This is a genomic window from Candidatus Palauibacter irciniicola, assembly GCF_965208695.1.
In the GTDB taxonomy this organism is placed as follows: domain Bacteria; phylum Gemmatimonadota; class Gemmatimonadetes; order Palauibacterales; family Palauibacteraceae; genus Palauibacter; species Palauibacter irciniicola.
Window position 1 is genome coordinate 2086850 of sequence record NZ_OZ242352.1, and the last position, 25085, is coordinate 2111934.

The following is a 25085-nucleotide window of genomic DNA, read 5'->3' on the forward strand; positions in this document are numbered from 1 at the left end:
GGCCCCAGAGCGAAGCGGCTGACCACCCGATGACCGAACCACCGCTGGACCTCCTTGCCGTAGCGGCACATCCCGACGACGCGGAACTCACCTGCGGCGGGACGCTGGCCCGCGCGGCGGAACAGGGCTACCGGACCGGGATCCTCGATCTGACGCGCGGCGAGATGGCCTCGCGGGGGACGCCCGAGCTTCGGGCGGAGGAGGCGGACCGGGCGGCGGCGGTGCTGGGCGTCGGGGTTCGGGTCAACGCCGGGCTCCCGGATGCGCGGCTCGAGAACTCGCTGGAGGCGCGGCGGATCGTCGTCGGACACCTGCGCGACCTCGCCCCCGCGACCGTGATCCTCCCCTGGCCGCGCGGGCGCCATCCGGATCACCGGGTCGCCTCGGAACTCGCGCGCGACGCCTGTTTCCTCGCGGGCCTACGGGAGTATGAAGGCGGACCGGGGCGCCGGCCGGAGAAGATCCTCTACGCGATGGCGTACCGGGAGGACGCGGTGAAGCCGACCTTCGTCGTCCCGCTCACGGAAGCGCAGTTCCAGCGCAAGGTCGAGGCGGCGCGGTGCTACGCGTCACAGTTCGAGGGCGCGACGGCGGCGGGCGAGATCTTCCCCACCGGACAGCCGCTCGCCGAACGCATCGAGACCGCGTCGCGGCACTACGGATCGCTGATCCGGGCTCCGCACGGGGAACCGTTCCATACCGATGAGACGATGCGCGTGAGCGATGTCACGCAGCTCGGAGTCCGCTCGCTGTAGGGAGCCGTCAGCCGCAGCGGACCTCGACGAGGAGGCGCTTCCAGCTCGGGACGGACTCGGCGCCCACCTTGATCACCTGCACGCGCGCCGCGCCGCCGCGCCGCATCCACGGAGCGAGCCAGGCGCCGATCTCCCGGGGAAGGTGGCCGACGGGGTCGCCATCGCGGATATGGACCCACACATCGTCGGGTTCGCCTCCGGGCGGGTCGGGAATCAGGAGGAGTTCCTCCTTCGGGCCTACGGCGTCGAGGTGGCGGGCGCGGTCTTCGAAGGCGAGTCCGTGGACGGTGGTGCGGAACACCGGGGCCCCGCGCGGCGGTATGCTCTGTGGGTCGGACGTGGGCCCCGTGGGGTTTGGCGCCGGCGGGGTGCCCCCCGGCGCGGAACGTGGTGGTTCCATGTACTCCATCCCGAGTTGCGGCGTCGTTTGAAGCTTCGACACAATAGACGCTCTTTGCTCGGCGGGCGAATCCGGACCGAAAAAGGACGATGATACAGCCGGAACAGGAGCGGCTTTACCTCGATTACGCGGCGACCTGGCCCATGCGGCCGGAGGTGTGGGATGCCATGGGAGCGGAGCTGCGGCACGGCTTCAATCCCGCGAGCGCGCACGCCCCCGGGCGCCGGGCCCATCGCTGCCTCGAAGTGGCGCGCGGGCGGATCGCGGATCTGCTCGGGGGCCCGCGCTCGTCCATCTACTTCACGGGCGGCGGCACGCAGTCGGACAACCTCGCGATCCTCGGCTTCGTCCGGGCGAACCCGGGGCGCAGCCCGCGCGTGTTCGTGTCCGAGATCGAGCACAAGGCGTGCCTCGAGGCGGCGGATCGCGGCGTGGTGGAGGGGGCCCGCGCGGCGCGGATTCCCGTGGACCGCTCCGGGACGATCGATCTCGCGTGGCTGCGGCGGGAACTCGCGGCGGACCCGGACGCGCCGACGCTGATCTCGGTGATGTGGGCGAACAACGAGATCGGCACGGTCCAGGCGATGGGGGACATCGTCGAACTGGGCCACGAATACGGGGCGCTCGTGCACACGGACGCCGTGCAGGCGCTGGGGAAGGTGGACTGCGATCTGGAGCGGACGCCGGTCGATCTCCTGTCGGCGACGGCGCACAAGCTCGGCGGGCCCGTGGGGATCGGCCTCCTCTACCGGCGGCCGGGGGTGACGCTGGAGCCGCTGAGCTACGGCGGCGGGCAGGAAAGGTCCATGTGGCCGGGCACGCAGAACCCGATCGGCGCGACGGGCTTCGCGGCCGCGCTCGCGCTCGCGCTCGAGGGCCGCGAGGCGGAGGTCGCGCGCTGGACCGGCCTGCGCGACCACCTCGAGGCGCGGATCCGGGCGGAGGTCCCGGATGCGCGGATCCACGGAGGCGACGCGCCGCTGCGGATGCCGAATCTCGTCAGCGTGGGGATTCCGGGGTGCGACAGCGGGGCCGTGCTCGTGTCGCTGGACTTCGAGGGGATCGCGGTCTCGGGCGGATCGGCCTGCGGCTCCGACTCGAGCGTCGGCTCCGACGTGCTGGACGCGATCGGGATCACGAGCGACGTCCCGTACGCCGCGGTGCGCTTCAGCTTCGGCCACGACACGACCCGGGCGGACATCGATGCGGCGGCGGACGCGCTGGCGCGGGTGGCCGCGCGCGTCGTCGCCATCACGGCCTGAGATCGCGCGTCCATGATCGCCCCCGGCCGCCCCGCGAACGCCGTGCTCGTCGCCATGTCGGGCGGCGTGGACTCCTCGCTCACCGCGGCGCTGCTCGCGCGGGAGGGCCGTCCGATCATCGGCGTGACGATGAAGACCTTCTGCTACACGGGCAGCGAGGGTCCGACGCGCACCTGCTGCGGCCTCGACGGGATCGCGGACGCGAAGTCCGTCGCGGCCCAGCTCGACATGCCGCACCACGTGTTCGATGTGGAGGAGGAGTTCACGCGCGACGTGATCGACGACTTCGTGTCGGAGTACGCGGCCGGCCGCACGCCGATCCCGTGCGTCCGCTGCAACAGCTTCACGAAGTTCCGGGACCTCCTCGTGCGGGCGGACGCGCTGGACTGCGGCTGGCTCGCGACCGGGCACTACGCGCGCGTGGTCCGGCCCCGCTCCGGCCCGCCGGAACTCCACCTCGGCGCGGACGACCACAAGGACCAGACATATTTCCTGTGGGGGATGCCCCGCGAGGCGCTCGACCGCCTGCTGCTGCCGGTCGGCGAGCTCACGAAGCCGGAGGTGCGCGCGGAGGCGCGGCGGCTCGGCCTCGACACGGCGGACAAGCCGGAGTCGTTCGAGATCTGCTTCGTCCCGGACAACGACTACGCGGGGGTCCTGCGCCGGTACCTGCCGGAAGACCACCCCGCCCTCTCGCCCGGCGCCATCCGCTTCGAGGACGGCTCCGACGCGGGGGAACACCCGGGCTACGCGCACTACACGGTGGGACAGCGCAAGGGGCTCCCGGGCGGTTTTGCCGAGCCGATGTTCGTGCTCGAGATCCGGCCGGAGTCGCGCGACGTCATCATCGGGCCGCGGGGCTCGCTGGCGCGCTCGCGCATCGGCGCCCGGGGCGTGAACTGGCTGGCCGAGCCACCCGCCGCCGGCGAGCGCATCGGCGTACGGATCCGGCATGGGGCCGCGATCGTCGAGGCCGATGTCATCGCGGCGACGCGGACCGGCTTCTCGCTGGAGCTGCCCATCCCCCAGTCGGCGATCACGCCCGGACAGAGCGCCGTGCTCTACCGGGACGACCTCGTCCTCGGCGGCGGCATCATCGTCTCGAACTGACGGGCGCCGAGGGTCAGTAGGAGAGGCCCTCCTGCTGCGCGAGGTCCTTCACCTTCTGCAGGCCCTCGCCGGAGAGGTCGGGCGTCTCCACGACGACCTTGACGAGCTGGTCGCCCTGGTTCTCGCCGCGCCGGATGCCCTGGCCGCGAATCCGGAAGGTGGTGCCGCTCTGCGTACCGGGCGGGATCCGGAGCACGACCTTGTTCCCGCCGATCGTCCTCACCTTGACCTTCGAGCCGAGAATCGCCTGCGCCACGTTGATCGGCACCTCGCAGGCGAGGTCGAGCCCGTCGCGGGTGAAGAAGCGGTCGGGGTCGACCTGGAACTTGATGATGAGGTCGCCCGCGGGGCCGCCGCCCGGGCCGCGCTCGCCCTTGCCGGAGATGCGGACGCGCGAACCGTTCTCGACTCCCGCGGGCACCTTGACGCTGAGCTTGCGCCGACTGTTCACCTGGCCGCGCCCGGAGCAACTCGAGCACGGCGTCTCCGGCACCATCCCGCGGCGCACGCACACGGGGCACGGGCGCCTGACGGAGAACCCGCCCTGCCCGAACGTGACTTCGCCCCTCCCATCGCACTCGGGGCAGGGTTTCAGCGACGTGCCGGGCGCCGCCCCGTCCCCGTCGCACGTCGCGCACTCCTCGCTGATCGGCACCGTGACCGCGACCCGGCCGCCGCGCGCCGCCGTGCGGAGCGGCACCGTGACCAGGTATTCGACGTTGCGGCCCCGCGTCGGCCCCTCCTTCTCCGGCTTCCCCTTCTTCCCGAAATCGAAGATCGAGGAGAAGATGCCGCCGATGCCGCCCAGGTCGGACAGGTCCTCGAACTTGAAGCCGCCCGCCCCTCCCGGGGCTCCGCCCGGCTGGGCGGGACCGAACGCTCCGAGGCCACCGTACTTCCGCACGCGGTCGTACTTCTTGCGCTTGTCGGGATCGGAGAGGACGCCGTGCGCCTCCGACACCTCCTTGAACTTCTCCGTCGACCTCGGATCGCCCGCGTTCGCGTCCGGGTGGTGCTCCTTCGCGAGCTTGCGGTAGGCCTTGCGGATCTCGTCCGCGCTCGCGTTCTCGGCGACCCCGAGAATCTTGTAGTAGTCCTTCGCCTGCGTCGCCATCGGATCAGGAGGCTTCGGCTTCGTGGCGGTAGACCGTGACGCGCGCGGGGCGGAGCAGCCGGTCGCCGAGCCGGTATCCGATGAGGACGACGTGCGACACGAACTCGTCCTGCTCCGGGTCGTCGGTCGGGGTCATCATGAGCGCGTCGTGGAGGTTGGGGTCGAAGCGCTCGTCCACCGGGTTCACCGGCTCCACCCCGGTGTCCGAGAGGATCTTCGCGAACTTCCGGGCCACCAGCCCGATCCCCTCGTGCAGCGCCTCCGTCGTCGTGCCCTCGAGCGGCGTGTCGGCCACGCGCTGCAGGTCGTCCATCAGTTCGAGCAGCTTGCCCGCGAGGTCCGCGCGCGCCCGCTCCCCCTCATCGCCCAACTCGCGTCTCGTCCGGCGACGGAAGTTGTCGAACTCGGCCGCGAGCCGGAGGTGGCGGTCCCGCAGGGCCGCGAGTTCACCCTCCGGCCCGGCGTCCTCGGCGGATTCGGGCGGGCGGACTTCGTCCACGTGCCCGGGCGTCTCCGAAGCCGCAGCCTCCTCGGGCGCGTCCGGTTCGGCGGCGGCGTCTTCGGGAACGGCATCCTCCGGCGCCGCGCTCTCCATCTCCTGCTCCAGATCCCTCTTTCCCATCGAATATCCTCGAGTATGCTCGTCAAAGCCGTGAATCGAGCCAGCGCATCGCTTCGAGCGCGGCCGCTTCCCGGATCTCTTCCCGGCTCCCCCCGAAGCGGTGGCACCGCGCGTCGCGGGAGGGGCCGTCGTGGGCGATCCACACCGTGCCCACGGGCTTGTCGGCGGATCCGCCCGAGGGCCCGGCGATGCCCGTGACGGCGATGGACCAGGTGCTCTTCGCCACGCGCCGCGCCCCGGCCGCCATCTCCTCCGCCACCGTCCGCGAGACGGCGCCGTGCCGGCGGAGCGACGCCTCCGACACCTTCAGCAGCGCCCGCTTGGCGGCGTCATCGTAGCTTATCAGCCCACCCCACAAAACCTCCGAAGCGCCGGGAACGGCGGTGAGGGAGGCGCCGATGAGGCCGCCCGTGCAACTCTCGGCGAGCACCAGCGTGTGACCCCTCTCCCGCAGGCTCTCGATGAGCGCCGAGGCGGCCTCGAACAGCGACGGACCGCGCTTACGAATGGCGCCCCGCCATGACGCGCGAGAACATGCCCAGGTAGGTCACGGCGGAGGCCAGGGTGAGCAGCACGGCGAGGGTGAGGAACGTCGTCGTGAACCAGCCGTGGAACGCCGAGAACGCCTGCCACGCCCAGCCGCCGGGGGCCACGAAGCCGGGGGTCAGAAACGCGACCCAGAGAATCGCGGAGCCGATGAAGATGTTCTGCGCGAGCGCCTTCCTCTTGCCCAGGATCTGCGCCGCGACGATCTCGCCGCGCCGCGCGGCGAAGGACCGGAGCAGGGTGATCAGCGCCTCGCGCCCCAGGAAGATGACGATGGCCCAGAGCGGGATGACGCGGAACACGGGGAGAGAGGGGATTCCCTCCTGCCCGAGATTGATGGTGTAGACGGGGATGAGGGCGGCGACGAGCAGCAGCTTGTCGGCGAGCGGGTCGATGATCTTGCCGAAGGAGGTCACCTCGCCGCGGGCCCGGGCCAGGTGTCCGTCCCACAGGTCCGAGAGCGCGGCGACGACGAACACGACGAACGCGATCATGCGGGGCGCCGGGCGGGGCTGCAGGAGCAGCGCCGTCACGACGGGAGCCGCGAGGATCCGGCCCGTGGTAATCGCGTTCGGGAGATTCAGTGTGGGTCTCCGCTCTCCAGTGGGGCGTCGCTCGCGAGCACGCTCTCGAGACTCTCCAGGACCGCGGTGGCGCGCTTGCGGAGGAGCGGCCGTTCCTCCCATGCCAGATAATCTCTCAGCAGCGGCAGATCGTCCACCGACGGGTGCGACTTCAGGTATCCGAGGGCGGCCAGGCGCCGGAGCGGGTGCGGACTGAACAGTTCGCGCCGGTGGCGCCGCATCTGGTCTCGCGCGAGATAGATCCCGAGGCCGACGGCCGCGGCGGCGCCGAGCAGGGCCGCGGCCGCGATCTTCCAGCCCGTCGCGGAACGGCGGTCCGCGTCGTCGTATTCGATTCGAGTCGTCATCGGTTCGCTACATCTCCCGTCGGCCGGCGAAGGCTTCGGCGATCGTCACCCCGTCGGCGTACTCGAGGTCCCCTCCCACGGGCAGCCCGCGGGCAAGCCGCGTGACGGTGACGTCGGCGGCCGAGGCGAGCAGGCGCTGCAGGTACGTCGCCGTCGCCTCTCCCTCCACGCTCGCGTTCGTCGCGATGATCACCTCCCGGACCGGGGTGTCGAGACGCCGCAGCAGGGCCTTGATGTTCAGGTCTTCGGGCCCGACCCCGTCGAGCGGGGACAACCGCCCGCCAAGTACATGATACAACCCCCCGAAGTTCCCCGAGTTCTCGATCGCCGGGATGTCCGACGCTTCCTCCACGACGCACACCTGCCCGGGATCGCGCCTCGGGCTGCGGCAGTATTCGCACGGCTCCATGTCGCTGAGGTTGCCGCAGGCGCCGCACACGCGGACCTCCGCCGCGACCCGTTCTATGGCCCGCGCCAGCCGCCGGGAATCGTCTTTCGAACTCTTGAGAAGGTGGTACGTGAGCCGGCGGGCGGTCTTGCGGCCGATCCCGGGGAGCCGGCCGAGTTCGCCCACGAGCGCTTCGATCGCGTTCACGGACGGCCGAGGAAGTTGCCCAGACCCGGCAGCGGCAGGCCTCCCGCCGCCTGGCGCATCTCGCTCTCCATTCGATCCTTCGCCCGCCGCTGCGCCGCCGAGGCCGCGGCGACGATGAGGTCCTCGAGCATCTCGACCTCTTCCGGGTCCACCGCGGCGGGATCGATGGAGACGCCCTTGATGTTGCCCTGGCCGTCCACCGTCACCTCGACCATGCCGCCGCCCGAAGCCGCCGTCATCGTCTCGCGCTCGAGCTTCTCCTGCATCTCGCTCATGCGCGACTGCATCTGCTGGCTGAGTTGAATCAACTGCTGGATGTTCACGCCGTCCACTCGGATTCTCCTACTCCTTCAGGGTGAGGTCGAGTTCCTTCACGGCTTCCCGGAGCTGCGGGTTTCCGTCCAGCATCCGCTCGACCCGCGACCGGGCCGCTTCCCCGGCGGTCATGCGGCCGCCGTTGTGGTCGACGATCGCGAACTTCACGGTCGGCAACCCCAGGCGTTCCGCGAGGTTCGCGCGCAGAGGGCCGGAACGCGACTCGTCCTTGAACAGCTTCTCGAGTTCCTCCCGCAATCCGGCCTGGACGCGGAGCCGGACCTCGCCATCCACGAGACCGTCGACCTCCGTGCCGCGCAGGGCCAGGCCGGACATTCCGCCCAGCCCCGGCATCTCGGCGACCGCCGCGGCCCACGCCTCGCGGACCCGGGCTCCCGCGCGCGCCGCCGGAGGATTCCGGCGGAGAGGATTCCGGCGGAGGAGGCTCCGGGGGCGGGGGCTCCGGGGGGGACGACCGATCCGCGGGAGCGGCCGCGGGCGGCGGAGGACGCTTCTCGCGCTCGCGACGCGGCGGCTTCGGCGCTCGCGTACGGGACGGAGCCTCGCCGGCGGGGGCGCCCAGGGCGGCCAGGAGTTCCTCGAGTCCGACGGTCGACTCCATGCGGACGAGACGGAGCAGCAGGACCTCGAGCTGGATGCGCGGCTGCGAGGACCGGTGGAGCATGCCGGAGGCCTCGAACTCGCTGAGCGCGGCCAGCATCCGGAGCAGGTCCGCGGGAACCAGGGCCCCGGCGGCGGCGAGGAAACGCTCGCGCGACTCGGGCAGGAGTTCGACCGCCTCGGCCTCCGGATCGAGCCGCAGCACGAGGAGGGTGCGCAGCGCGTCGCCGAGTCCGCGCAGAAACTCCGCGGGGTCGTGCCCATCGTCGAGGAGGTCCTGGACGAAGGCGAACACGCCGGCCCGATCCCCGTTCGCCGCGATCTCGAAGAAGGCGAGATATCGATCTTCGTCGACGAGCCCGAGCATGCGGCGGACATCCGCGAGTTCGACCGCGTCTCCCCGGAAGGAGAGCACCTGGTCGAGGGACGAGAGCGCGTCGCGGACGCCGCCTTCGGCCCGGCGCGCGATCGCCCGCAGCGCCCCCGGCTCGGCCGGGATGCCCTCCGCCTCGAGCACCGTCTCCATGCGGCTCGCGATGTCCTGCACGGAGACCCGCCGGAAGTCGAAACGCTGGCAGCGGGACATGACGGGCGCCGCGCCGCGCTCGATCTTCTGCGGCTCGGTGGTGGCGAAGGCGAAGATCACGCGGGGCGGCGGCTCCTCGAGGATCTTCAGGAGCGCGTTCCAGGCGTCGCGCGTGAGCATGTGCGCTTCGTCGAGGATGTAGATCTTGTAGCGCTCCTCGCTCGTGGGCGCGTACGCGGCGCGACGGCGGAGGTCCCGCGCGTCCTCGACGCCCCGGTGGCTCGCCGCGTCGATTTCGACGACGTCCAGCGAGGCGCCCCCGGACCAGATCCGCTCGCACGAGGGGCAGGTGCCGCACGGTTCGCCGGCGGAGCGGTCGGGACAGTTCAGGGCCATGGCGAGGATGCGCGCGGTCGTCGTCTTCCCGACCCCGCGCGGACCGCAGAAGAGATACGCGTGGCCGACCCGGCCGGACTCGATCGCGGCCTTCAGCGTGGGCGCGATGTGGTCCTGTCCGATCAGCTCCGAGAAGCCTCGGGGCCGGTAGGTTCTGGCCAGCGCGGTGCGGTACAAGGGCTCGTGAGCCATCTGGGTCGGCCGGGGTCACGATCCCGGCCGGCTTCGACTCCTTCGGGTCTGAGGACGCCCGCGCCCCGCGACGCGGGGCCGCCGCCGACATCGGGCGAACGACCCCAGGCGGGCCGTGGCGACCGTCACACGCTTACCGCTGCTACCTTCACGGTCCTGACGGGATTCACGCGCTCCGGCCCCACGGGCCTGGGGCACCGTTATCTTATCGGACGACCGGGGCAGCGGCCAGAAAAAACCGTCATGCATCCTCGCCGTAGAAGGCGTCCGGGATGTGGCGGACCCGGGACGTTCCGCGGCCATCGACCTCCACCGCGACGACGTCGAAGCGGGCCTCCGCCGCGGCGCCGGGATGCCGGCCGAGCCACGCTCCGGCCGCGCGGCGGATTCTCCCCCTCTGGGCCCGGGAGAGCGCCTCCTCGGGCGTCTGCACGCCGGGGCGGCGGGTCTTCACTTCGACGAAGGCCACCGTGTCCCCGTCCCGGATGACGAGATCGATCTCCAGCCGCCCCACGCGCCAGTTGCGGTCGAGGATCTCGTACCCCTCATCCGCCAGGTGGCGCGCGGCGATGCGCTCGCCGAGGCTGCCGAGGCCGCGGTCAGCCGTGGGCGGGGACGCGGGCGCGCGCGATCCGGCGGCCGATGGCGTTCGCGATGGGGTGAAGCTCGGCCATCAGCGCATCGAACTGCTCGAGCGTGAGCGACTGCTGGCCGTCCGACGCCGCCGTCGGCGGATCCGGGTGGACCTCGAGGATGAGCGCGTCCGCGCCCGCCGCGACCGCGGCCCGCGCCAACGGTCCGACCTTCGACCGGGCCCCCGTGCCGTGGCTGGGATCCGCCACCACCGGGAGGTGCGACAACTCGTGGATCGTCACGATGGCCGTGAGGTCGAACAGGTTCCGCGCGTGCGTGTCGAAGTTGCGGACGCCGCGTTCGCACAGCATGACGCGTGACTCGCCCTCGGCGACGACATACTCCGCGGCGAGCAGCAACTCCTTGATCGTCGCGGCCATCCCCCGCTTGAGGAGCACCGGCTTGCCGGCGCGGCCCGCCGCCCTCAGCAGGGAGTAGTTCTGCATGTTCCGCGCGCCGATCTGGATGACATCGGTGTATTCCGCGACGAGGCCCATGCTCTCCGTGTCCAGCGCCTCGGTGACGATCGCGAGGCCCGTCTCCTCCCGCGCGCGGGCGAGCAGTTGCAGCCCCTCCTCCCCGAGCCCCTGGAAGGAGTAGGGCGAGGTCCGCGGCTTGAAGGCTCCGCCGCGCAGCACGGTCGCCCCGGCTTCCGCGACCCGGTGCGCCGTCTCCAAGATCTGTTCGCGCGATTCCACGGAGCAGGGGCCGGCCATCACGACGACATCCTTCTCCCCGATGCGCACGCCGTTGGACAGCTCGATGACCGTGTTCTCGGGCCACCATTCCCGGCTCACCTGCTTGTAGGGCGGCGACACGTGAATGACGCGGAGCACGCCCTCGATCCCCACGAGCCGGCTTTCCTCGACGCGTCCGTCGTTGCCGACGAGGCCCACGGTCGTGCGCTGGGCGCCCGGCATGGGCCGGGCCCGGTATCCCATATCCTCGATCGCGCGGACCACGTCCCGGACCTGCCCGTCCGTGGCGCCGTGCTTCATGACCACCAGCATCGTTCCCCCTGTGGGTGACGTTCGCCCGTCGTGCGCGCGCCGAGCGCGGCAGGGCCGTGAGTCTCCGGTCCGCTCCCCGCGGCGCCGGCAGGAGGAGGATACTCCACTGGCGTCACCTGTTCGTCAACGAGACCCGGAGCCCTTCCCTCGCGATGCGCGCATCCCCGTCGTATCCGGCCTCGGCCACGAGACGGGCGACGTCGTGGCCCGTTCGGAAGTGCGGGTAGATGTGCGTCAGCACGAGAAGGCGCGGGCGCGCGGCGGTCGCCAACTCGGCGACGCGCGCGGGCGACAGGTGGTTGTCCGACGCCTGCGCGTCGTGCAGCGAGCACTCGCAGACGAGGGCGCTCACCCCGCGCATGAACGAGCCCAGTTCCGTGGATGGCCCGGAGTCGCCCGTGTACCCGAAGCTGAATGTCTCGCCGTCGAGCCGCCACGCGACGCTCTCCTCGGTGTGCGGCGTCTTGTGGGCTTCGAGGCCGGGGCCTCCGCTCAGGCTGCGCGTCTCGCCCGGCGCGACTTCCTCGATGAGGACGGGGAAGCCGGGATCGAGGACGAAGTCGCCATAGGCGCCCGCGAGCTTCTCGAAGAAGGTGCGGGTGCCCGCGGGACCCCACACCGTGAGCGGCCGGCTGCGGGGTCGGGGGAGGCCGTGTCTCAGGGCGAAGAAGAAGCCCGGGAGCGCGCCGACGTGGTCCGCGTGGAAGTGGGTGATCGCGAGGTCGGTGATCTCGCCCCAGGGCAGGCCGAGGCGGGCGAGCGCCTGCAGGGCTCCGGGACCGCAGTCGAAGAGGACGTGCGTCTGCGCCGCCGATCCGGTGCCGGGGGACGAGACCCAGTAGGAGGAGGCGGCCCGGTCCGCTTCCGGGACGACGGTGCCGCACCCGACGACGACCAGTTCGGTGTCGGTCACGCCACCTGCGGAGCGGAGTCCTGCGGGGCGGAGTTCTGCGCGGTGGCGTTGAGCTCCACGCCGACGATCGAGGAGACGCCCGCCTCCTGCATCGTCACGCCGTAGATCCAGTCGGCGTTCTCGATCGTGCGCGGATTGTGGGTGATGACGATGAACTGGGTCTCTTCCTTGAATTCCTTCAGCATGCGGACGAACCGGAGGATGTTCGTCTCGTCCAGCGGCGCGTCCACCTCGTCCAGCAGGCAGAAGGGGCTCGGCTTCGCGAGGTAGATCGCGAACAACAGGGCGAGCGCGGTCAGCGCCCGTTCGCCGCCGGAGAGGAGATGGATCCGTTGCGTCTTCTTGCCGCGGGGACTGGCGGAGATCTCGATCGGGGAGTCCAGGGCGTCGTCGGGGTTCTCGAACCGGAGATCGCACTGCCCGCCCTCGAAGAGGGTGTCGAAGGTGCGGTGGAAGTTGGTCCTCACCTGCTCGAACGTCTCCAGGAGCGCGGAGGTCGCCTCGCCGGTTGATCCGGCGGATCGAGGTCCGCAGGTCGTCGCGCGCCCGGGTCAGGTCGTCGCGCTGTCCCGTCAGAAACTCGAGACGCGTCTGTTCTTCCTCGTATTCCCGCTGCGCGAGGAGGTTGACCGGTCCGATGCGGGCGATCGAACGCCGCACGCGCTCCAGCTCCGGTTCCCATTCGTCGGGCTCCGCATCGTCGACGGGGTCGACGCGTTCCCGGAGTTCCGCGAGCGGGGCGTCCCATTCCGCTTCCACGCGGCCCCGAATCGAGGACTCCAGCGCCTCGAGTTGCGTGATCTCCAGTTCGAGCCGGTGCCGGGCCTCCACGCGCTCGCGCTCGAGCCGCCGCGCCTCGCTCAGTTCCGACTCCAGCCTGTCCAGCCGTCCGCGCCGTTCGGCGATCCGCCGCTCCAGCTCCGACAGATCCGTCTCGCGCCGGGTCCGGGTTTCGAGCGCGGCGCCGATGGCCGCCTCCAGCTCCTCCGCCTGCGCCTCGCTGTCCGCGATCGCGGCGTGGAGCCCGTCCACCTCCCGCGCCAGCGTCCGCGACCGTTCCTCCGCGTCGTCCGCGGCCTCGACGAGGCGGCTCTCCACGCCGCGCCGATTCTCGACCTCGGCCTCCCGCCGCGCCTGCGCCAGCTCCGCGCGGTGAAGTTCCGCCTTCCCCGCATCGGCGGCGGCGCGGGCGTCGTCGGCCTTCGTTCGCGCCTCCTCGTGGGTGGAGGACCACTCCGAGACCTTCCGGTCCAGTTCGCCGGCGCGGGCGTCGTCGTCCGCCGAGAGCGACACGTCATCCTCGCTGAACGCCTCCAGTTGTTCGATGCGGCCGGCGAGTTCGCTGCGCTCGCGGTCCAGCCGGACGAGCCGCGCCTCCGCCGAGGTGCGGTCGGCTTCGGCCTCACGGCGGGCCGACTCCGCGTCGGACACCGAGCGCTCCAGCGCGTTCGACCCCGCGAGCGCTTCGGAGGCGGCGGCCGCCAGCTCCTTCACCGCCTCCCGCGAGCGCGCGCGATCCTCCTCCAGCGCCGCCGCTTCGTCGCGCAGGGCCCGGAGTTCGGCCCGCCGGCTCAGGAGCCCTTCCGAGGCGGCGCCTCCCACGTAGACCCCGCCCCACCGGTCCTGGCGCCGTCCCTCGGGATCTACCCAGGCGTGCGGGCGCGGCGCCGGTTCGCCGCCGGACCGGACCTCGACGCCCGCGAGCAGCGCCTTCACCCAGACGGCGCCGGCCCCCTTCGCGTCGACGTGTCGCATGAGGGGCGCGTCCGCCTCCGGCGGTCCCGGGAGCGGGCCGGGATCGAGCGGGAGCACGAGGACGCTCTCCTCTCCGCCGCGCCGATCGAGCCATGCCTCGACCGCCCGGACCGCGGACCCGTCGCGCACGACGACGCCGTGCAGGTACGGGCCGAGATGAGATTCGACCGCGGCCGCCCAGGGAGCGGACGCTTCCATGAACTCCGACAGCGCGCCGTGGAGTCCGGGGATCGCGCTCCGGTCCTTCAGCAGTTCGGCGACGGCCTCGGGGAGCAGCGCGCTCGACCCCACCAGGGACCCGAGACTCGAGGCGCGGGCGCGCGCGGCGGCGAGACGGCCCTCCAGGTCGGCCGCTTCATCGCGGGCGCGACGCAGCGCCGTGTCCGCGGAGGACGCGGCCTCGCGCGCCGCCCGCAGCCGCTCGCGCGCATCCTCCAGCGTCCGGCCCGCCTGCGCCTCGCGCCCCGACGCGCTCTCCGCCTCCTTCCGGAGCCCGCGCTCCTGGGCGGCGAGCGCATCGAGGGCCGGGCGGCGCCGCTCGAGCTCCTCGCTGCGGTCGCGGGCCCGAACCTCCCTCACGCCGAGTTCGAGCCTCCAGCGTTCCGTCTCGCGGCGCGCTTCATCGAGCGCCTCCCGGGCGGCGGCGCGCTCGCGCGCGGCGGTGCGGGCCGTCTCGGCCAGCGCCTCCGCCCGACGCTCGAGTTCAGCCGTCGCCGCGGCGCCTTCGGCGGCGAGCGACTCCCCCTCCTTCAGGGCGGCCCGCGCTTCCGCCACGCGCTCCCGGAGGTCCCCGCGCCGGCGCTCGTTCCGGCGCACCTCCTCCTCGAGGGTCCCCAGCCGGTCGCGCGCGCTCGAACCTCTCGCCCCGGCGAGGAGCCGGGCACGTTCCTGCTCCTCCACGGCGCGGCGGGCCTCCTCCAGGCTCCGGGCGAGGCCGGCCCGCTCCCGCTCCATGCCGGTGTACTCCAGGCGAAGCGCCTCCGCCCGGGTCTCCGCCGTGCTCAGATCCACGTGGTCCGGGCCCGCGTCCGGCTCCAGGCGCTCGAATTCGGCCCGGGCTTCGGCCAGCCGTCGGGTGGCGTCCTCGAGATGGGCGTCCGCGACGGCGATCTCGAGTTGCAGGAGCCGGGCGCGCAGCTTCGCGTGGCGCTCGGCCCGTCCCCGCTGTTGCGCGAGCGAGCGGACCTTGGACGCCACCTCGACCAGCACGTCCTCGAGCCGTTGCAGATCTCCGTCCGCCTGCTCGAGCCGGCGGGTCGCGATCCGGCGGCGGTCCTTGTAGCGCCCGATCCCGGCGGCTTCCTCGAACAGCGTCCGGCGCTCCTCGGCGCGGTCCGAGAGGATCGCGTCCACCATGCGGCCCTCGATCATCGCGTAGGCGTTCGAGCCCAGCCCCGTGTCCCGGCACAGATCCAGGATGTCCTTGAGCCGGCAGGCCGTGCCGTTGAGCGTGTACTCGCTCTCGCCGCCGCGGTAGACCGTGCGGCCGATCGCGACCTCGGCGTAGGGCACGGGAAGCACGCCGTCCTCGTTCGAGAGTTCGAGCAGGACCTCGGCCCGGTGGATGGGCTGCCGCGCCTCCGTCCCCCCGAAGATCGCCTCCTCCATGCGGGATCCCCGGATGGCGGTCGGGCGCTGTTCTCCCAGCACCCAGCGCAGCGCGTCGGAGAGGTTCGATTTTCCGCAGCCGTTCGGGCCGACGACGGCCGTGATCCCCTCGTGCAGTTCGATCCGCGTCCGGTCGGCGAACGACTTGAATCCGCGCAGGGTCAGGGCCTTGATCTTCAAGCGCCCTCAGGGGGTTGAAGGAGCGGCGTCGCCGCGCCTCGCGATCAGCGTCGCGGTTTCGCCGGCCGCTTCCAGCGCGTCGCGCATGGGGGCGGCCGCCGCCTCGTCCTCGTACGCGCCCCCGTACACCCTGAAGACCGGCATGCCGTCGAGCGCCGTCTCGAGGCTGTACGCGGGGATGCCGAGCGACGCGAGTTCGGCGATCCGCGCCTCCATTTCGGGGCGCTCCACGAACACGCCGAGGTCGTACGCGAAGCTCACGGGACGCAGGAGCCACGGGTTCGCCTCCCGGGCCACGCCCACCGCCGCGAGTTCCTCCATGAGGGCGGCAGCCTCCGCCTCGGTCGCGACGGCCCCGGCGAGGATCCTCTGATACCGGACTTCGCGAACCGTCGTGGGGGCCGTGACGTACAGCACGTCTCCGCGCAGGTCGCGGATCTCGGCCATGCGCTCCGCCGCCTCGGCCGGGTCCACGAAGCTTCCGAGGAGCACGGAGTACGGCCGCTCGGCGGCCGACTCGAACGCGGCGGCGACGGCGGCGTCATCGGGCGGCTGCGGGAGGTCTTCCGGCACGACGTCGCCCGGCGGGATGTCGCCCGAGGAGATGTCGTCCGACTGGGTGTCATCCGACGGGGTGTCGCCCAACTGGGTGTCGTCCGCCTGGGTGCCCGCAGCTTGGGCGGCGCCGTCCAACGGGCGTCACGGGCGTCACCGCCGCCGGAGCGTCCTCCGACCCTCCGATCATCGACCCGAAACGGGAGAACGCGCGGTCGAACCAGCCGTTCCGGTACGCCCACAGGTTCCCGACCGCCAGCGCCGCGATCACCAGCGCCGCGACGAGCGGCCCGCGCGGGCGGCGGCCCCGGGCCTTTGCGGGCGCCGGGGGCGAGTCCGCGGGAGCGGCGTCCGGCTCGGGCTCGGATTCCAGCCGGGGCTCGGGCTCCGCCGGGGGCTCGGGTTCGGGTTGCGGCTCGGGTTCCGGGGGGGGCTCGGCCGCGTCTTCCACGGGCTTCGCCTCGGGGGCCACGCTCGACTCGCCGGCTCGCTCGACTCGAAGGGCACGTGGCCGTAGCACCGCATGCCGTGGTCCTCGGGGGGGACGCTGCCCACGGCGATGTACCCGTCGAGGAGACCGAGCAGGTCGTCGGAGGGGCGCCCGCGATCGGACATGGCGATGAAGAGCGTCCCGTCCTGCTCCTTCACGCGGGACACGAAGCGGGCGAGCGCGGCGGATTCCAGCAGCCCGACCACGCCTTCCGGCACCCTTCCCGCCGGCAGATATACGTAGGGGCAGTCCGCGCGCCGCACGGCGATCCCGGCAAGGCCGGCCTGACCGCCGAGGAACTCCGCCATGCCGCCGGCGTCGGCCCGCTCGGACGCGCCGGCGAGTTCGTCGAGGGGCGAGGGCCCGGATTCGGCGTTCAGGACGAGCGTCCGTCCGCGCCGGCGGGCGATGGAGGTGGCGATCGCGTCCACCGCCGTCGCGCTTCTCTCGGCCTCCGAACGCCGGAAGACGAGCGCAACGATCCGCGCATCGGCGGGCAGTTCCCAGGGGAACGGGGCCGGGGCCGGGGCGGTCACGGGTCCCGCCTCACCGCCTGATCCCCCTCCTCATGAATCCACGCATCGATCCCCCTCTCCCGCTGCAACTCGAGCGCCGCCCCCTCGGCATCGGGGCGCGTTTCGTAAGGGCCCACGAGGAGCCGATACCAGATTTCGCTGGCCTCGTCCATCCGGCGCAACACGTGCGTCGAATACCCCGAGCCGTCGAGGAGCTGGCGCACCTGTTCGAGCGCGGCCAACTGCCGCGAGGATTGAGCGACGGCATAGAAGCCGGCGGGAAGCTCCGGCGGCGGGTCCCCCGGGACGGGATCGCCGAGGGTTTGCGTCCGCGGGCGCCGGTCCTCCGTCCTCCCCATCGTCAACAGTCCGATGCGGCCGGGCGGAACGCTGTCGGCGAGCGCATCGAGCGCCTCCTCGGCGTCTTCCAGCGTGTCCTCCGGCACGACGGCGGCGGACGCGACGGGCAGGCGCCGCCCCCATCGGAACGGGAGCCACCAGGCGTCGGCGGGACCCTCCACGGCGGCGACCTCGCCATCCGGGCGGAGGAGGCCGAGACCGCTCCCCGACGACACCAGCACCGCCCCGCCCGGCAGCGCGAGCGGAAGGTCCGCGCGCCACTCTCCCGGCACCGCGCCCAGACCGGCCTCTCCCGCCCTCGCGGACCACGCGTTCGAGCCATCCCAGGCCACGAGCCGGTCGCCCGTCATGCCGGGCCGCAACGTCTCAATGGGCGCCTCGATCCGCGAGGATCCGACCTCGCGCCAGTCGTAGCGGTCGATGACCGTGAAGCGCGGCCGGTCGACCGACGCCGCAAACACGCGGTGCTGCGAGGGGGAGATGGCCAGGGCCGACGGCGCGCCGCCGATCTCCGTCCCCTCCGCCGGTTCGAGTTCGGGAATCGACCACTCCGTGAGTCCCCTTCCATCCTCGGACGCCGTCACGACGGTTCGGCCCCAGCCCGCGAGCGCGACGGGGCCGCGGGTGCCGACGGTCCGCGTCGCCGCGGGCTCCGGTTCCCCGGCCTCCCATACCGCGAGTTCGGGTCCGCCCGCGCCTTCGACGAGGGCGACGACCCGGTCTGCGGCGGCGGGGGCCGCCCAGTGCACGGCGCCAGCGGCCGTCACCTCCGCGGTGCGGGTGGGGGTGATGGCGAGAATCCGGTCGCCCGACACGAAGGCGCCCCCCTGGGGCGAGGCGATCCAGCGGCCGGCGGCGGGCGCGTCGGGCAGCGGGGTCTCGGCCTCCACGGGCGAGGTCGTGTAGAGGTGAAGCCGCCGCCCGCGCTGCAGCACGACGGCCGAGCCGAGCGAATGGGCCGCCGTGACGCTTCCGAGCGGCAGGCGACCGGTCCAGCGCACCGTGGACGGGCTCTCGATGGAACGGAACTGCGCGACGCCGCCGTCGCGCGGGATGACGAGGAGCCCGTACCGCTCGAGCGACGTCCCGGAGACGAGCGCCGCGCCTTCGAGGGGATCCGGCTGATCTTCCGGGGGGCTTCCGCAGGCGCCGGCAATGCCCCCGACCCCGAGCAGGAGGAGGAGCGCGGCCGGCATTTTCGCACGGTTCATGGCCCTCCAAGCTAGCGGCGCGCCACCGGTCGCGGAACGGCCCCGGCCCCGCTTCACTCCAACTCGAAGAGGGGGGCGTCGCCCCACAGCCGCTCGAGCCGATAGAACTCCCTGACTTCGCCCAGGAAGACGTGCACGATGAGGCCCACGTAGTCCATCAGCACCCAGCGACCGGCGTTCAGCCCCTCCACGCCGACCGGCCGGAAACCGTCCTCGCGCGTGCGATCGAGGATGTTCTCGCTGATCGCGCGGGCGTGCGTGTCCGAGTCGCCCGTCGCGATGAGAAAGAAGTCGGTGACGTCCGACAGCCCCCGCAGATCGAGGATCGTCGGCACGCGTGCGTTTCGCTCGAGCGCGGCCTCCGCCACGCTGCGGAGTTCCGGGGAGGGGTCTCCCCGTTCCGAGAGCCGGCGCCACACTTCCTCGAGCGGGAGCGGGCCGTGCGCCATCGGTCGCGGACCGCCGTCTGTCGACACTATTCCTCGGCGACCACGGACACCTTGAGCGTGGGCTCGACGTCCACGTGGACTCGCACCGGAACTTCGTGTTCGCCGAGGTCCTTGATCGGATCGTCCAGCCGGATCGCGCGGCGATCCACGGCGACGCCCTCCTTCTCCAGTTCATCCGCGACGTCCGCGGCCGTGACCGAGCCGAACAGGCGTCCGCTCTCGCTCGCCCGGCGCACGAAGCTCAGCTCCCTGCCCTCGAGTTCGCCCGCCAGTTCCTGCGCCGCTTCGCGCTCCCGCTCGGCGGACTGTTCGATCTGGCGCCGCTCCTCCTCGAACCGCTTCCGGTTCCCCTCCGTCGCCACGAGCGCGATCCCCTGCGGAACCAGGTAGTTGCGCGCATACCCCGCCCGCACGTTCACCATCTCGCCCGCCAGACCGAGGTCCGCGACGTCCTTTCTCAGAATCACTTCCACCATCGATCCCTCCAGTTTCCGGGGTTCACGCCCCGTCCGTTTTCACCCCCGGACGCGACCTCAGGTCCAGCCACGTATCGCTGATTCCCATGACGAGGGCCGCACCCGCCGTCACCGGGTAGAGGATGAGCGCCGCGAGCACCCACAGGCCGATCACCCAGCCCGAGCTTAGCACGGAAGCCCCCAGCCACACGAGCACCGCAAGGCCCCGGAGCAGATAGAGGCCGCCCATCACCGTCACCATGTTGCCGCCCGCGCGGTCCGCCCACGCTCCGGCGGGGAGGACCAGCAGCGCGAGCCCCAGCACGAGCACCCAGGCCAGGTGGTCGCCGAACCGGAACTCCCGCAGCGGCGGAAGCGGTCTCGGTTCTCCCCGGACGCGCCCGATGATGTAGCCGACGACCCCGAGGGCCGAGATCGAAGCGAGCGCGAGCATCGCCGGGTAGACGGCCTGCCACACGCTCACGATGGTGCGCACCGTCGCTTCCACCGATCGGCCGCCCCACGCGTTGAAGTCGTACGCGGCCAGCGCCTGGCTGAACTGCGCCGTGATCCGCCAGTCGAGGTCCGCCGGAAGCTCGGGTCGCAGGACGGCGAGGACCGCGACCGTGGCTCCCGCGACCGCGACCGCCGCCAGCGACCGGTCGAACAGCCGCCGGCCCGGCGCCAGTGCCGTGCTGAGGGCGAACCCTCCGGCCAGAAGCAGCGCCCAGCCGCGTTCCATGAACCACAGCGGTCCGGCCTCCCGAAACCCGAGCGCCGCTCCCGCCAGGAGCAGCAGCGCCAGGGCGGCCGACCCGGACCGGGGCGGTTCGAAGGTCAGAATCGCCACGGCCGCGGGCACGCCGACGATCGCCATGAGCCCGAGCGGCGACGAACTCAGCGGCGACAGCAGCATGACCAGCAGGAGGAGACCCGCGGCTGGCCAGAGACCGCTCCAGCGTTCCCTCAGCGGCCCCACGCCGGGGCTCGGCCCCACGCCGCGGCGGGCTAGTCGTGGTAGCCGCGGATGTACGGCAGTATCGCGAGATACCGCGCCCGCTTGATCGCTGCCGTCACCGCCCGCTGGTGCCGCGCGCACGACCCCGTGGCTCGCCGCGGGAGGATCTTGCCGCGATCCGAGATGTAGCGGTCCAGCTCGCGTTCATCCTTGTAATCCACGCCGGGCTTCCGGCCCCCGGCCACACAGCACCGGCACGCCTTTCGAAATGCCATCTATTCCTCCTTCGCGTCGGCGGGCTCTTCCGCGTCGGCAGGCTCTTCCGCGTCGGCGGGTCATCCCGTCCGCGTCATCCGCCGGCCGTCCGCCTCGGCTTCGGCTTCGGCCACGGGCTCGGCTTCGGCTTCGGCCTCAGGCTCGGCTTCGGAGGGCGCCTCGTCGGCCTCCTCGGCCGCTTCTTCGGCGCCGTCCGTCTCCTCGGCCTCCGCCTCTTCGGCCTCGGTTTCTTCGGCTTCGGTTTCTTCGGCTTCGGCTTCGGCGGAAGCGTCATCGGCCGCTTCTTCGGCCTCGGCATCCTCCGCAGCTTCTGCCGCCTCGTCCGCCTCCCCGGCTTCGGCTTCCCCGGCTTCGGCTTCCCCGGCTTCGGCCTCCTCGGCTTCGGCCTCCTCCGCGGCGGGTTCTGCTGTCTCGGCCTCCTCCGCGGCGGGCGCGGCGGGCGTCTCCGGCGCCGGGTCGGGAAGCGGCAGCGGGTGTTCCGCGATCACGATCAGGTACCGGAGGACGTCATCCTCGAGCTTCAGGACGCGCTCCAGCTCCCTGAGCGGATCGGGCTCCGAAGTGAACTGGGCCACGACGTAGTAGCCGTTCGGCTGCTTCTTGATGGGGTAGGCGAGTTGACGCTTGCCCCAGTGCACGGAGGCGGTGATTTCGCCCGGACCGTCCGCCGTGATGGCGGCGTGGTAGCGCTCGAGCTTCGCCTCGATCTCCTCGGAGGTCAGGCTCGAACGGAAGATGTACACGATCTCGTAATCGCGCATGAAGAACTCCCTCGGTCTCGTCGGCCCCGACCCGCACGGTCGGAGCAGGAGTCTGGATTTGCCGGCCCGCCGGAATGCCGCGGACCGGTATGTGAAGGCGGCACTAGACTAGGTCATGCCGCCCCGCTGTCAAGTTTCTAGAAGAGTCCGAGAGCCCGCAGCGCCCCGCCGACGGCGGCGAGGGCGGTCTCCACGGCTTCCGGCGCCGCGGCGGCCATCCCGTGCACGTCCACGAACCAGGGCGCGAGGACGAGCGAGACGACGCTCATCAGCTTCACGACGATGTTCATCGACGGCCCGGAGGTGTCCTTGAAGGGATCGCCCACCGTGTCGCCGACCACGGCCGCCTTGTGCGGGTCGGACCCCTTCCCGCCGTGGGCGCCGGTCTCGATGTACTTCTTGGCGTTGTCCCACGCGCCGCCGGAGTTCGCCATGAAGAGCGCGAGCAGGACGCCGCTCACGGTCGCGCCGGCCAGCGCCCCGCCGAGCGCCGCCACGCCGAGGAAGCGGCCGACGAGGATGGGGACGATGATCGCCACGAGGCCCGGCACGATCATCTCGCGGAGCGCCGCCTTCGTGGAGATGTCCACGCAGCGCGCCGAGTCCGGTTTCGTCGTCCCCTCCATGATGCCCGGGATCTCGCGGAACTGGCGACGCACTTCCGCCACCATGCCGGCCGCCGCGCGGCCCACCGCCGTCATCGTGAGCGCGGCGATGAAGAAGGGCGTCACGCCCCCGATGAAGAGGCCCATCACGACGAGCGGGTCGATGAGGTTGATCCCGGTCGCGCGCAGACCCACCGCGTTCGCGTAGGCGGAGAACAGAGCCAGCGCCGTGAGCGCGGCGGAGCCGACCGCGAAGCCCTTCCCGATCGCCGCCGTCGTGTTGCCGAGCGAGTCGAGCGAGTCGGTCACCGAGCGCACCTCGGGCCCCAGTTCCGCCATCTCCGAGATGCCGCCCGCGTTGTCCGCCACCGGGCCGTACGCGTCCACGGACATCGTCACCCCGACCGTGGCCAGCATCCCCACGGCGGCGATCCCGATCCCGTACAGGCCGGCGAAGTTGAAGGCGAGGAAGATGGCGCCGGAGATCAGGAGCATGGGAATCAACGTGGATTCCATCCCGACCGCGAGTCCCGTGATGATGTTCGTCGCGGAGCCGGTTTCGGAGGCCTCGGCGATGCGCCGGATCGGCTTCTCCGCCGTGTAGTACTCCGTCACGAGGCCGATCGCGATGCCGACGAGCGAGCCGAACAGCATGGCCCAGAAGGGACCGGCGTTCGGGTGGATGAAGATCCACTTGCCCTGCGCCGCGGCGTCGAAGAGCTGGAGGTTCACCGTGATCGCGTACGCCACGACCCAGAAGATCAGGGCCCCGATGATCGGCGCCCAGCGGAGCGCCGCCGCGGGACTCATGCGCTCGAGGACGCGGATGGCGAGGACGCCGACCGCGCTCGCGAGGAAGCCGGCCATGATGTAGAGGACCGGCAGCGCCACGGCCTGGAGCCGCGCCCCGTCGAGGATCATCGCGCTCGTCACGCCGATGACGATCGTGGCGATGACCGAGCCGACGTACGACTCGAAGATGTCCGCCCCCATCCCCGCCACGTCGCCGACGTTGTCGCCCACGTTGTCGGCGATCGTCGCCGGGTTGCGGGGGTCGTCCTCCGGAATACCGGCCTCGACCTTCCCCACCAGGTCCGCGCCGACGTCGGCCGCCTTCGTGTAGATGCCGCCGCCCACGCGCGCGAAGAGCGCGATCGAGGAGGCGCCCATCGCGAAGCCGGAGATGATCTCGCCGAAGGGGCGGAAGCCGGTGGCCTGCGGATCGTAGATCGCGAGCACGGCGCCGATCCCGAGCAGGCCGAGCGCCGCCACCGCGATGCCCATCACGGCGCCGCCGGAGAAGGCGACCCGGAGCGCCTTGGCCTGGCCCTCCGCGCGCGCCGCCTCGGAGGTCCGGACGTTGGCCGCCGTCGCCGCCTTCATGCCGAAGAAGCCCGCCAGGATCGAGCAGGCCGCGCCCAGCGCGTAGGCCACCGCCGTGTGCGGGCCCACGAGCCAGAACAGGAGGGCCGCGACGACGATGATGAACGGCAGCAGCACCGTGTACTCGCGCCGCAGAAACGCCATCGCGCCCGAGTGGATCGCCTCCGACAGCTCGGCCATCTTCTCGTTTCCGACGGGCTGCGCCTTCACGTACATGAAGAGGGCGAAGGAGAAGAAGAGCCCGATCACCCCGAGCCAGACCGCAAAATCGATGTTTCCGACGATGTCCACGTTTCCCTGCTCCCTCTGCTAACGGTTGAAGCGGTTCATCGCCGCTTCCACGCCATGTTCCAGCCAGTACTCCACCGCTTCGGCGGCACGGGGGAAGGCGCCGAGCGACCTCTCCTCCTCCGCCCGCGGCATCCGTGACAACACCCAGGCCGCCAGGTCGATGCGCTCGTCCGGCGGCCGTCCGACGCCGAGCCTGAGGCGGCCGTAGTCGTCGGAGCCGAGACTCGCCGATATCGAGGCAAGCCCGTTGTGCCCGCCCGGCGATCCCCGCGCCCGCAGGCGAAAGCGACCCGCCGGCAGCGCGACATCGTCGACCAGGACGAGCATGTCCGCCGCCGGGTCGAAGCGCCGGCGATCCCGCAGCGCCGCCAGCGCCTCGCCACTCAGATTCATGTACGTCCGCGGCTTGTGGATCTCGACGCCGGGGCGCGCGGCCGCCGTCGTCCAGGCGGTGAGGCCGTCCGCGTCCGCGCGAAACGGCCCGCCGCCCCACCGGAGCGCCAGGCGATCCGCGAGCCACCAGCCGATGTTGTGCCGCGTATCCCGGTACTTCGCGCCGGGGTTCCCCAGCGCCAGAAGCAGCCGCACGGTCCCCCCGCGAACCCGGCCCCGGCCGTTCGGCTCAGCCCTCGTTCGCCTCGGCCTCCGGTGCCTCCGCTTCGGCCTCGGCTTCGCCCTCTTCCAGCTCCTCGACCTCTTCTTCCTCCTCGACCTCCTCCACGGCGGGCGGCACGACGGTGCAGATCGTCACCGCATCGTCGTCGAGGACCTCGACCTCGCCCGTATCCACGTCCGAGACCTGGAGCGAATCGCCGATCTCGAGCGCCGAAACGTCGATGGTGAACGCGGACGGGATCTCGTTCGGCAGACACTCGACTTCGATTTCGTGCCGGAGGTGCTGGAGGATCCCGCCCATCTCCACGCCGGCGGGAGTCTCGAGAAGGTGGAGCGGAACCGATACCCGGATCTTCACGTCCGCGCGGATCTCGAAGAAGTCGACGTGCAGAAGCTGGGGCCGATACGGGTGGCGCTGGATCTCGCGGATCAGGACCGGGCGCGGCTTGCCGCCGTCGACCTCGAGGTCGATCACCGTCGTCGCCGCGTGCACGCGGCTCAGCAGGCGCGACAGCTCGTGCGTGTCCAGCGCCAGCGACTCGGCCTCGTCCCGGCGGCCGTACACGACCGCGGGCAACTGGCCGCTGCGGCGAAGCTGCCGCGCGGCGCCCTTCCCGGAGGTGGTGCGTGACCGCGCCGTCAGTTTGACGGATTCGTTCGTCATCTTTCTCTCTTAC

General features: G+C 71.8%; 26 protein-coding genes, 1 other RNA gene and 2 pseudogenes. 3 read left to right on the top strand and 26 right to left on the bottom strand.

The features are described 5' to 3' along the window. Window positions 1-29 precede the first annotated feature (29 nt). Window positions 30-755 carry a bacillithiol biosynthesis deacetylase BshB1 gene (gene bshB1, locus ACOGI9_RS09105; protein WP_419856829.1) on the top strand — a complete coding sequence of 242 codons (726 nt, stop codon included), beginning with the start codon at window positions 30-32 and terminating at the stop codon, window positions 753-755. Between the two features lie 7 nt (window positions 756-762). Here bshB1 and ACOGI9_RS09110 read toward each other — a convergent pair whose 3' ends face one another. Further along, entirely contained in the window at window positions 763-1056 is a 294-nt protein-coding gene (locus ACOGI9_RS09110; RefSeq protein WP_310757619.1) for a hypothetical protein, read from the bottom strand. A 188-nt stretch (window positions 1057-1244) separates the two neighbouring features. Between ACOGI9_RS09110 and ACOGI9_RS09115 the strand changes: the two genes are divergently transcribed. Further along, the gene (locus ACOGI9_RS09115; RefSeq protein WP_419856830.1) at window positions 1245-2417 is read left to right on the top strand and encodes a cysteine desulfurase family protein; all 1173 of its coding nucleotides are present in this window, start codon (window positions 1245-1247) and stop codon (window positions 2415-2417) included. A gap of 12 nt (window positions 2418-2429) precedes the next feature. Then, a complete protein-coding gene (gene mnmA / locus ACOGI9_RS09120) occupies window positions 2430-3527 on the top strand; it encodes a tRNA 2-thiouridine(34) synthase MnmA (protein WP_419856831.1) in 1098 nt (365 codons plus the stop codon). Window positions 3528-3540: 13 nt separating this feature from the next. Here the strand turns inward: mnmA and dnaJ are convergent, their stop codons facing one another. The 25 genes and pseudogenes from dnaJ to ACOGI9_RS09245 form a co-directional block, all read right to left on the bottom strand. Next, on the bottom strand, window positions 3541-4641 hold the full coding sequence (dnaJ, locus tag ACOGI9_RS09125; RefSeq protein ID WP_419856832.1) for a molecular chaperone DnaJ: 1101 nt from the start codon (window positions 4639-4641) through the stop codon (window positions 3541-3543). 4 nt (window positions 4642-4645) lie between these two features. Then, window positions 4646-5263: a nucleotide exchange factor GrpE gene (grpE, locus tag ACOGI9_RS09130; protein WP_419856833.1), complete on the bottom strand. Its 618-nt coding sequence runs from the start codon at window positions 5261-5263 to the stop codon at window positions 4646-4648. A 22-nt stretch (window positions 5264-5285) separates the two neighbouring features. Beyond that, the gene (locus tag ACOGI9_RS09135; protein WP_419859265.1) at window positions 5286-5771 is read right to left on the bottom strand and encodes a CinA family protein; all 486 of its coding nucleotides are present in this window, start codon (window positions 5769-5771) and stop codon (window positions 5286-5288) included. Next, the gene (locus ACOGI9_RS09140; RefSeq protein ID WP_419856834.1) at window positions 5764-6342 is read right to left on the bottom strand and encodes a CDP-alcohol phosphatidyltransferase family protein; all 579 of its coding nucleotides are present in this window, start codon (window positions 6340-6342) and stop codon (window positions 5764-5766) included. Before ACOGI9_RS09140 ends, ACOGI9_RS09135 begins: the two co-directional genes overlap by 8 nt. A gap of 47 nt (window positions 6343-6389) precedes the next feature. After that, a complete protein-coding gene (locus ACOGI9_RS09145) occupies window positions 6390-6740 on the bottom strand; it encodes a hypothetical protein (protein WP_419856835.1) in 351 nt (116 codons plus the stop codon). 7 nt (window positions 6741-6747) lie between these two features. Continuing rightward, window positions 6748-7335, bottom strand: a complete 588-nt coding sequence (gene recR, locus ACOGI9_RS09150; RefSeq protein ID WP_419856836.1) for a recombination mediator RecR — start codon at window positions 7333-7335, stop codon at window positions 6748-6750. Next, entirely contained in the window at window positions 7332-7667 is a 336-nt protein-coding gene (locus ACOGI9_RS09155; protein WP_419856837.1) for a YbaB/EbfC family nucleoid-associated protein, read from the bottom strand. The genes recR and ACOGI9_RS09155 overlap by 4 nt, the downstream gene beginning before the upstream one ends. Next, complete coding sequence (gene dnaX / locus ACOGI9_RS09160) at window positions 7655-9385, bottom strand: DNA polymerase III subunit gamma/tau (protein WP_419856838.1); 1731 nt, start codon at window positions 9383-9385, stop codon at window positions 7655-7657. Before dnaX ends, ACOGI9_RS09155 begins: the two co-directional genes overlap by 13 nt. A 99-nt stretch (window positions 9386-9484) precedes the next feature. Further along, window positions 9485-9580: signal recognition particle sRNA small type (gene ffs / locus ACOGI9_RS09165), an RNA gene on the bottom strand. 46 nt (window positions 9581-9626) lie between these two features. Beyond that, window positions 9627-9971 (bottom strand): annotated as a pseudogene (locus tag ACOGI9_RS09170) (YraN family protein); the annotation flags it as partial. A 13-nt stretch (window positions 9972-9984) separates the two neighbouring features. Further along, window positions 9985-11028: a 3-deoxy-7-phosphoheptulonate synthase gene (aroF, locus tag ACOGI9_RS09175; RefSeq protein WP_419856839.1), complete on the bottom strand. Its 1044-nt coding sequence runs from the start codon at window positions 11026-11028 to the stop codon at window positions 9985-9987. 112 nt (window positions 11029-11140) lie between these two features. After that, complete coding sequence (locus tag ACOGI9_RS09180; protein WP_419859266.1) at window positions 11141-11941, bottom strand: MBL fold metallo-hydrolase; 801 nt, start codon at window positions 11939-11941, stop codon at window positions 11141-11143. Further along, window positions 11938-12408 (bottom strand): AAA family ATPase, encoded by a 471-nt coding sequence (locus ACOGI9_RS09185; protein WP_419859267.1) that lies wholly within the window; start codon window positions 12406-12408, stop codon window positions 11938-11940. The genes ACOGI9_RS09180 and ACOGI9_RS09185 overlap by 4 nt, the downstream gene beginning before the upstream one ends. A gap of 46 nt (window positions 12409-12454) precedes the next feature. After that, window positions 12455-15484, bottom strand: a pseudogene (gene smc / locus ACOGI9_RS09190) (chromosome segregation protein SMC); the annotation flags it as partial. A gap of 6 nt (window positions 15485-15490) precedes the next feature. Then, window positions 15491-16177: an SPOR domain-containing protein gene (locus tag ACOGI9_RS09195; protein WP_419856840.1), complete on the bottom strand. Its 687-nt coding sequence runs from the start codon at window positions 16175-16177 to the stop codon at window positions 15491-15493. Between the two features lie 129 nt (window positions 16178-16306). Then, a complete protein-coding gene (locus ACOGI9_RS09200) occupies window positions 16307-17065 on the bottom strand; it encodes a hypothetical protein (RefSeq protein ID WP_419856841.1) in 759 nt (252 codons plus the stop codon). Next, window positions 17062-18615, bottom strand: a complete 1554-nt coding sequence (locus tag ACOGI9_RS09205; protein WP_419856842.1) for an SPOR domain-containing protein — start codon at window positions 18613-18615, stop codon at window positions 17062-17064. The genes ACOGI9_RS09200 and ACOGI9_RS09205 overlap by 4 nt, the downstream gene beginning before the upstream one ends. A gap of 53 nt (window positions 18616-18668) precedes the next feature. After that, on the bottom strand, window positions 18669-19064 hold the full coding sequence (gene rsfS, locus ACOGI9_RS09210; RefSeq protein WP_419856843.1) for a ribosome silencing factor: 396 nt from the start codon (window positions 19062-19064) through the stop codon (window positions 18669-18671). A gap of 26 nt (window positions 19065-19090) precedes the next feature. Further along, the gene (gene rplI / locus ACOGI9_RS09215; protein ID WP_419856844.1) at window positions 19091-19540 is read right to left on the bottom strand and encodes a 50S ribosomal protein L9; all 450 of its coding nucleotides are present in this window, start codon (window positions 19538-19540) and stop codon (window positions 19091-19093) included. Window positions 19541-19562: 22 nt separating this feature from the next. After that, window positions 19563-20498, bottom strand: coding sequence for a DUF2232 domain-containing protein (locus ACOGI9_RS09220; RefSeq protein ID WP_419856845.1), 936 nt, complete (start codon window positions 20496-20498; stop codon window positions 19563-19565). A gap of 29 nt (window positions 20499-20527) precedes the next feature. After that, entirely contained in the window at window positions 20528-20752 is a 225-nt protein-coding gene (rpsR, locus tag ACOGI9_RS09225) for a 30S ribosomal protein S18 (protein ID WP_419856846.1), read from the bottom strand. A gap of 60 nt (window positions 20753-20812) precedes the next feature. Further along, the gene (rpsF, locus tag ACOGI9_RS09230) at window positions 20813-21514 is read right to left on the bottom strand and encodes a 30S ribosomal protein S6 (RefSeq protein WP_419856847.1); all 702 of its coding nucleotides are present in this window, start codon (window positions 21512-21514) and stop codon (window positions 20813-20815) included. Window positions 21515-21651: 137 nt separating this feature from the next. Then, the gene (locus ACOGI9_RS09235; protein ID WP_419856848.1) at window positions 21652-23793 is read right to left on the bottom strand and encodes a sodium-translocating pyrophosphatase; all 2142 of its coding nucleotides are present in this window, start codon (window positions 23791-23793) and stop codon (window positions 21652-21654) included. A gap of 18 nt (window positions 23794-23811) precedes the next feature. Continuing rightward, window positions 23812-24381 carry an aminoacyl-tRNA hydrolase gene (pth, locus tag ACOGI9_RS09240; RefSeq protein ID WP_419856849.1) on the bottom strand — a complete coding sequence of 190 codons (570 nt, stop codon included), beginning with the start codon at window positions 24379-24381 and terminating at the stop codon, window positions 23812-23814. Window positions 24382-24415: 34 nt separating this feature from the next. Next, entirely contained in the window at window positions 24416-25072 is a 657-nt protein-coding gene (locus tag ACOGI9_RS09245) for a 50S ribosomal protein L25/general stress protein Ctc (protein ID WP_419856850.1), read from the bottom strand. Window positions 25073-25085: the final 13 nt, after the last annotated feature.